Origin of the sequence: Acinetobacter sp. CIP 102529, from assembly GCF_000368325.1 — a bacterium.
GTDB classification, from domain to species: domain Bacteria; phylum Pseudomonadota; class Gammaproteobacteria; order Pseudomonadales; family Moraxellaceae; genus Acinetobacter; species Acinetobacter parvus.
In genome coordinates this window covers 1,774,408-1,781,126 of sequence record NZ_KB849355.1, presented here as the reverse complement: position 1 = coordinate 1,781,126, position 6,719 = coordinate 1,774,408, and the positions used below count along the sequence as shown (strand labels likewise).

The 6,719-nt window shown below is 41.0% G+C and carries 5 protein-coding genes and 3 pseudogenes; 3 read left to right on the top strand and 5 right to left on the bottom strand.

Annotation, left to right across the window (positions count from 1 at the left end):
- Positions 1–14 precede the first annotated feature (14 nt).
- Positions 15–488: pseudogene (locus tag F972_RS16605) on the bottom strand (IS630 family transposase); the annotation flags it as partial.
- 17 nt (positions 489–505) lie between these two features.
- Complete coding sequence (locus F972_RS13915; protein ID WP_004676962.1) at positions 506–853, bottom strand: IS630 transposase-related protein; 348 nt, start codon at positions 851–853, stop codon at positions 506–508.
- Between the two features lie 23 nt (positions 854–876).
- Between F972_RS13915 and F972_RS15955 the strand changes: the two are divergent.
- Positions 877–999 (top strand): annotated as a pseudogene (locus F972_RS15955) (IS4 family transposase); the annotation flags it as partial.
- A 100-nt stretch (positions 1,000–1,099) separates the two neighbouring features.
- Entirely contained in the window at positions 1,100–1,978 is an 879-nt protein-coding gene (locus tag F972_RS13910; RefSeq protein WP_004683860.1) for an MBL fold metallo-hydrolase, read from the top strand.
- A gap of 53 nt (positions 1,979–2,031) precedes the next feature.
- Here F972_RS13910 and dnaK read toward each other — a convergent pair whose 3' ends face one another.
- The 3 genes and pseudogenes from dnaK to F972_RS15585 all read right to left on the bottom strand — a co-directional run.
- Positions 2,032–3,975, bottom strand: coding sequence for a molecular chaperone DnaK (gene dnaK / locus F972_RS13905; protein WP_004683859.1), 1,944 nt, complete (start codon positions 3,973–3,975; stop codon positions 2,032–2,034).
- A gap of 149 nt (positions 3,976–4,124) precedes the next feature.
- On the bottom strand, positions 4,125–4,670 hold the full coding sequence (gene grpE / locus F972_RS13900; protein WP_004675394.1) for a nucleotide exchange factor GrpE: 546 nt from the start codon (positions 4,668–4,670) through the stop codon (positions 4,125–4,127).
- Between the two features lie 159 nt (positions 4,671–4,829).
- A pseudogene (locus F972_RS15585) lies at positions 4,830–5,159 on the bottom strand (LysR substrate-binding domain-containing protein); the annotation flags it as partial.
- A 410-nt stretch (positions 5,160–5,569) separates the two neighbouring features.
- Between F972_RS15585 and F972_RS13890 the strand changes: the two are divergent.
- Positions 5,570–6,640 (top strand): alpha/beta hydrolase, encoded by a 1,071-nt coding sequence (locus F972_RS13890; RefSeq protein ID WP_010589408.1) that lies wholly within the window; start codon positions 5,570–5,572, stop codon positions 6,638–6,640.
- Positions 6,641–6,719: the final 79 nt, after the last annotated feature.

Here is a 6,719-nt window from a genome sequence, read left to right as displayed (position 1 = left end):
TATAGTCAAACCGTTTAATTACCCATACACTCGTTAAAGAAACGACTAAAAAGCTTATCTATTGAGTTAACCAACCATTTTTTCCTTTTTGCTTTCACCCATGCCCACATTTTTTCAATAGGATTAAGGTCAGGACTATACGGTGGTAACCAAAGTATTTGATGCCCATGTTGGGTTAATAGATCTTGTATATCTTGTCGTTTATGGAAAGCTGCATTGTCCATGACAATTACACTATTCGAGGGTAATTCTGGTAATAAAAACTGATCTACCCAAAAATGAAATACATCCGAATTTACTTTGCAATCAAATAAACCAACTGCAAATAACTTACCCTCATGGATTGCTCCTATTGCATTGGTTTGATTTTTTAATTGCCAATTATATGTTCCATAACAAGGAGTTCCCTGTTTTGAATAACCATGAGGTCTATGTTCATGAGATTTAAATCCACTTTCATCAAGATAGATGATCGGGTGTTGACACCTTAATCGGTTTAAATCTTTTAAATACTGCTCTCTGAGTTCTGTTTTTGCTTTCGGGTGCCGTAAGGTCTTTTTTTAACTGTGATATTTAGACGCTTGAGCGCATCTCCAATTGTAGAAGTACCACAACCAAAACGAGCAGCGCGTTCATATTGATAATCATCAGGATATTGCTCAACATCTGCACGTAAGGCATCATCATCAACTTTAGATGGTTTTCTTGGTCGAGTTCTTTTTATTTCGATTCGCTTTTTCCATTCGACAATTGTATTTTTATCAATTTCGAAGTGTTGAGCAACCGCTCGGATAGATTGACCTTCTTCAAGCTTGGCTAATATTTTCTTTCTAAAATGTATTGGATAACTCATATCGGTATTGTATTGGTTTTTTGACGTACGGACTATATGTTCAAATGGCGATTCAGCATTTAATTGGTTTTGGGAAAAAAGAAGAGTTTAAGGAAATTTTGGCAATTTTAAGAAAGCAGAATCCTGATAGGATAAGGGTTCTGTGAAATTTGTCGTGTACAGAGGAAAAATATATAATCATTCTTCTGATTCTGTTTTAATGAATTGATAAAACATGGATGAATAGAAAAAGACCAAGGAATAAGGATGCTGAAATATTTACTTAAAGCTCCCGAGGCAGGATGGGCTGCTGCATCGCCCGCTCAGGCAACAGTTGAAAATTTAAAAATCAGGTATTTGGGGACAGCGGGATTTATCCTGTCTGACCAGCATCGCACGGTGGTGCTCGATCCCTTTATTAGCCGTCCAAGCCTGTGGCAGACCTTTACCCAACCTTTATTGAGCGATCCAGCATTAGTGAAACGGTATATCTCAAAGGCGGATGAGGTGCTGATTGGTCATGCACATTACGATCATATTCTGGATGCGCCAGAAGTGTGTAAACAAACGGGGGCACGGTTAATTGGTTCACAGGCCACATTAATGTATGGACGTTCAGCAGGCCTGTCGGAACAGCAGATGCTTGAAACAAAGGGGCGGGAAACCATTGACTGTGGAAAATGGCAAGTTGTGGGTTTGCCATCCATACACGGTAAGGCACTGTTTGGTCGCGTGCCTTTACCAGGGGATATGACCACACCTCCGCCTTATCCGCCGAAATTTCATCATTTACGGCATGGGCAGGTCTTCAACTGGTGGATTCATACGGGCAAGCTCAGTGTGGTGCATATTGATTCAGCCGACTTTATTGAGCAGGAATTGCAGGGGCGAGAGGCTGATATTGTGTGTCTATGTGCGATTGGACGTAAATATCGCCCCAACTATGTTAAGGATGTAGTGCGGCTACTCAAACCAAAATATATTATTCCATGTCATTGGGATACGATGCTAACGCCTATTGATCAACCACCAAAATTGTTACCTGGTGTCAATATCCCTGAATTTTTAGAAGAAATAAAAGCTTGTGGGGTAGTGCCTTTATTTATGCCGATTTTGGGTGAACTATATTTCGATCAAAATAAATAAAATAGAAAGTATAAAAAACCGCGCTTTCGCGCGGTCTTTTTTAAAGAGACAAATTATTTTTTGTCATCTTTAACTTCTGTGAACTCAGCATCTACAACGCCATCGTCCGCTTTTTGTTGTTGACCCGCATCACCACCTTGGAATGCATTTGGATCAAAACCTTCTGCGCCGCCAGCACCTTGTGCTTGTTCATAAGCACGTTGAGTGATTGGCATCAAGATGTTTTGTAAAGCTTCAGTTTTCGCTTTGATGTCTTCAACATCATTTTCTTTAGTTGCTGCTTCAAGCTCAGAAACCGCAGTAGCGATTGCAGTTTTTTCATCTTCAGTCACTTTGTCACCTAGATCTTTAACTGCTTTGTTCGAGCTAGATACTAAAGCATCTGCTTCGTTACGCGCTTTCGCTAACTCTTCAAATTTACGGTCTTCTTCAGCATTCGCTTCAGCATCTTTAATCATTGCTTCGATTTCAGCATCAGACAAACCTGAGTTCGCTTTAATCTGGATTGATTGCTCTTTACCAGTGCTCTTATCTTTAGCCGATACTTTTAAGATACCGTCAGCGTTGATGTCGAACGATACTTCAATTTGCGGTACGCCACGTGGAGCAGGTGGGATATCGCCTAATTGGAAGTTACCTAACAATTTGTTTTGCTGAGCCATTTTACGTTCACCTTGGAACACAGAAATGTCTACAGCTGGTTGGTTGTCAGCAGCAGTTGAGAACACTTGAGATTTCTTCGCAGGAATCGTGGTGTTCTTCTCAATGATTGGTGTTAATACACCACCCATTGTTTCAATACCTAAAGTTAATGGAGTTACGTCTAATAAAAGAACGTCAGTTTTGTCACCAGACAATACCGCACCTTGAATCGCAGCACCGATTGCAACTGCTTCGTCAGGGTTCACGTCTTTACGTGGCTCTTTACCAAAGAATTCTTGTACTTTTTGTTGTACAAGTGGCATACGAGACTGACCACCAACTAAAATTACGTCAGAGATGTCTGAAGTCGAAAGACCAGCATCTTTAAGCGCGATTTTGCAAGGCTCGATTGTACGAGCAACTAAATCAGCAACTAAACCTTCAAGTTTTGCACGCGTTACATTGATCACTAAGTGTTTAGGACCAGTTGCATCAGCTGTGATATATGGAAGATTAATTTCAGTTGCATTTGATGAAGAAAGCTCGATTTTTGCTTTTTCAGCAGCTTCTTTCAAACGTTGTAACGCAAGTGGATCATTTTTCAAGTTCACACTTTGTTCTTTCTTAAATTCTTCAACCAAGAATTCAATCAAGGCGTTATCAAAGTCTTCACCACCAAGGAATGTATCACCGTTAGTCGATAACACTTCGATTTGCTGGTCGCCATCAAGGTCTGCGATTTCAATGATTGATACGTCAAAAGTACCACCACCTAAGTCGTAAACTGCAACTTTACGATCGCCTTCTTTTTTGTCCATACCGAACGCAAGTGCCGCAGCCGTTGGTTCGTTAATGATACGTTTAACATCAAGACCTGCAATTTTACCTGCATCCTTGGTTGCTTGACGTTGAGCATCGTTAAAGTAAGCAGGAACGGTAATTACCGCTTCAGTAACGGTTTCACCTAAATAGTCTTCTGCAGTTTTCTTCATCTTTTTCAAGATTTCAGCAGAGATCTGTTGAGGTGCTAATTTTTTACCGTTTACTTCAACCCAAGCATCGCCATTGTCTGCTTTGATGATTTTGTAAGGTACAAGACCGATATCTTTTTGTACCGCTTGGTCTTCATAACGACGACCGATTAAACGCTTAATCGCGAATAATGTATTTTTCGGGTTGGTTACAGCCTGACGCTTAGCACTTTGACCCACTAAGATCTCGCCATCTTTATAAGCGATGATCGATGGAGTTGTACGTGCGCCTTCAGCGTTTTCGATTACTTTTACTTTATCGCCTTCAAGTACAGCAACACATGAGTTGGTAGTACCTAAGTCAATACCAATAATTTTCGCCATTTGGTGTGTTCCTCTAAAATTTTGTTGCAATGTTTTGCTTGTTATTCGATATGAGAGTCAATCGGTTTTTTTCAAGCATTTTTATGAAAAAAAATCAAAAAACTCTCAAATTTCTGCATTTTTGAGCAAAAAACGCTTGCTCACACGCATTATTGACCCACCATCACCATCGCAGGACGAAGTAAACGTCCATTCAGGGTATAGCCTTTCTGCAACACCGTACCAATCTCATTGGCCTTGGCATCTGGATCGATACCTACCGCTTGGTGTAAGTCGGCATTGAAGCCATTTTGGGTATTTGCCTCAACCACGCCAAATTTTTCCAGTGTGGTCAAAAGCGATTTCAGGGTCAATTTCACGCCTTCGAGTACAGGTGTCTGTTCTTCACCAGCCGCCTGAATCGCACGTTCAAGGTTGTCGACAGAATCCAACAACTCTTTTGCAAACTTTTCCAGCACCGTATCTTTGTGCTTTTCCGATTCACGCTGGATACGCTCCACACTTTTTTGTGCCTCATACACAGCATTTGCGGTACGCACCTTTTCAAGTTTCAGGCTTTCTTCAAGCTTGCTAATCTGAGCCTGTAAATCTTCAACGCTAAGCTCGTTTGCCTGCTCTACACTTTCAGCTTGAGTTTGTTCAGTTTGTTGCTCATTTTGAATGTCTTGAGCTTGCTCATTGTGCTCATTAGCCATTGATGATCTCCGTTTAAAAAAGTTCTCAAACATGTACAGCCCTTTTGGCATAAGTGCTCATCGGGTTAAACCTGAACTGCCACATATTGGTCATTCATAGATACGGATGAGGTATGGGCAACACGACAAAATTCAAGCGTTCAGGTTCATTTAAATCTTTTAATTATGCTGATTTAAGTAAAAATTTAAGTTTTCGATGACAAAAGCAATAAATTCTTGTGTGATTTTCGGTAAATGTTGCCTTGATGATAGACTAACGACGAGGTTAGGTGCAGAAAAATCTGTAAATACTTGTTGCAAACGTTGTTGTGCAATATCCTGTCGCACCAGCAGGATGGGCAGCATGGCAACGCCCTGCGCCTTGAAGCAGATCTGATAAAGTGCAATCACATCATTGCTTTTGAACGTAACATTTAATGGATAGTTTTGCGGTTGCTGATCTGTATCAAACAGGGTCCAGTACTGGTTATAGGTATGATGGGCAAGGCAGACAAAGACCTGAATGGCTTTTAAGGTATCCGTGTTTATTATGATTGTTGTAAGATGTGCAACATTTATCTTAATCCAGGGTTTTTATTCAGCAATAATTGCAATTTAAAGTGTTTCCTATTAGAGGAGACAAACAAATCAATACTAAGCCTTGATAGGCAAAACCGCAATGATGTTGCCCTACAGACAAAAAGTTTGTATTCGATGTTATTGAGGGGAAATATATGAAGCAAATCACTTTTATTGACATAAAAAGCAGGTATAGATAAGCAAAATGGTTAATGACTTTTTCAGATATGACCTTTAGTTTACAAGATATTTTTTAAATGCTTGATCTTGATCTATGACTTTATTCAGGCATATAGTCAAAGAGGACAAGAACAATGGACAGAGCGGAACAGGGGAAAAACGTGTCAGCATTACCTCAGAAAATTCAAACACTTTTAGATAAAAGACAAGGTCCTGCTGCACGAGCACTTGATAAGCTGCCCAAGATTGTACAAGAGTCGATAGCCAGGATTTTAGGATACCCTTACCAATATCCAGACCTGGACGCATTTACCAAATGTATTGTGGCCGCTCAGATCAAGCAGGGACGTATAGGCTTTATTGGTGATGATCCGATTGAATCAAGACGACAGTTCGATGCACAAATGCTTGCGATCCTAAATAAACCAACCTCTATTGAATCTGTTGAAGATATCCGCCTACCTTTACAAAGCGGAACCGTATTTGCGAGACACTACCATCCCGCTCCCAATAGAAAACTCCCAATGATTGTCTACTATCATGGAGGTGGGTTTGTGGTGGGTGGCTTGGATACCCATGATGAAGTCTGTCGCCTTATTGCCAAGTATGCAAAAGTACAGGTGCTCAGTATTGACTATCCCCTTGCCCCTGAGGCATCACCACAACAATTGATTCAATCCTGTGAGGACGCCTTGGCGTGGGCTTACCAGAACCGCCGTCAACTTAAAATTTATAAAAACCGTATTGCTGTGGCGGGCGACAGCGCAGGGGGTAATATCAGTACCGTCGTTGCACAGCACGCTGCTGGAAAATCCTATGCACCACAGGCACAATTACTCATCTATCCTACGGTTGACTTCAAAAGTCGTCACCCATCTTTCTATGCCTATGGTCAGGGCTTGGTCCTTACCAGTAAGGATGTCGATTACGTGACCGAATACTATGCAACCCAGCACAATGTTGCTTTGGATAATCCCCTTGTTTCTCCCACCTATGGCAATCTTAAAAAACTGGCGCCTGCCTATGTCCTTACTGCTGGACATGACTTGCTGCATGATGAAGGTGAGATTTATAGCCACAAACTCAGACAGAATGGCGTCAAGGTCCAGTATGTGGACTACCCAGACCAGAGTCATGGCTTTATCAATATCACGCCAATTTCCAGCAAGGCAAAACGTAACACCATCGAGATTGCGAAAAATTTCAGGAAGTTTTGGGACAAGCATAGTTAATTCAAGTATGAACCTATGTTCCACGTGGAACATGGGTGTTTTATTGTAGACAACAAATAAAAATAGCAAAAATGGATTT